The sequence below is a fragment of the Lamprobacter sp. genome (assembly GCF_034860625.1).
Taxonomy (GTDB): Bacteria; Pseudomonadota; Gammaproteobacteria; order Chromatiales; family Chromatiaceae; genus Lamprobacter.
Map to the genome: position 1 here is coordinate 1 of NZ_JAYESN010000653.1, position 870 is coordinate 870.

An 870-nucleotide genomic window follows, 5' to 3' on the forward strand; every position below is an offset into this window, starting at 1 on the left:
TCGTGACCGCTTCCGGCTCGCCCTTTGATCCACCTCATGATCTCACTCGGCGCCATGTTGAGAGGCGCTGCCACCAGAATGTAGATATGGTCTTTGCTGACAACGCCCTTGAGAATCTTGATCTCGAACAACTCACAGGTCTAGCGGATCAGCTTTCGAGCTTTTAGCCATTAACCTCAACAGTCAAGCCTGGAATCAAAGCGGAAACAAGTTTTTGCTGTAATTGCGCGTCAACAAACTCTGTATTATTCGGGTTATTTATCCGAATAACACTTCCACCTGACTGTTCAATATATTTTTTCGAGAAATCAATTATAGATTTGAATGCGGTTTGTGGGTCTTCATATTGACCAAGCTTTTGATAGTCGCTGTACAAAATATTACAGACTGGATCATAAACCAACACTTCCGCAGCAGATAAATTGTTTCCTACGCTTGGAACAACCAAATGCGCGGAAATCTTAATACCCTTGTTTGAGTAGACATCAATCTCTTGTATTGGAATCATTGATCACCTCACAGTAAACCCCGTTTAAACCGGGCTTTAAATTCGCTAACCATCGAAAACGGAAACAAGGCGGCCAAGTGTCCCGGCCGCTCTCAGACCTAACCTAACCCGGCAACAATATCACCTAAAGCAGGTATTTTTATGTTATTAATATAGGTATTAGTTTTGCTACCGCCAGTGATCCAACCGAGTCTTGACAACCCATAGATCTGTCGCGAATTGACTCCTTTATCTGCAAAAACGTGGCTAGCTAACCGTCTTGCTAAATAGTTTGTATGTCTTTGCCTTTCTGCCCATTCTTCGGACATGAGAAACCCTCCTTTTAAAACTGTAACCGAGCGGCTTGGGAGCCGGACAGCGAT

General features: G+C 43.9%; 2 protein-coding genes and 1 pseudogene. All 3 read right to left on the reverse strand.

Annotated features, from left to right (window positions below):
• Positions 1-140 (reverse strand): annotated as a pseudogene (locus VBE63_RS30520) (transposase); the annotation flags it as partial.
• 23 nt (positions 141-163) lie between these two features.
• Positions 164-508, reverse strand: coding sequence for a hypothetical protein (locus VBE63_RS30525; RefSeq protein ID WP_323686704.1), 345 nt, complete (start codon positions 506-508; stop codon positions 164-166).
• A 98-nt stretch (positions 509-606) separates the two neighbouring features.
• Positions 607-870, reverse strand: a 264-nt coding sequence (locus VBE63_RS30530; RefSeq protein ID WP_323686705.1) for a hypothetical protein, incomplete at its 5' end; no start/stop codon positions are given.

Bases quoted from the DNA above. Each gene is read 5' to 3' on its own strand.
- VBE63_RS30525 (WP_323686704.1), bottom strand. From the start codon at position 508: ATGATTCCAATACAAGAGATTGATGTCTACTCAAACAAGGGTATTAAG.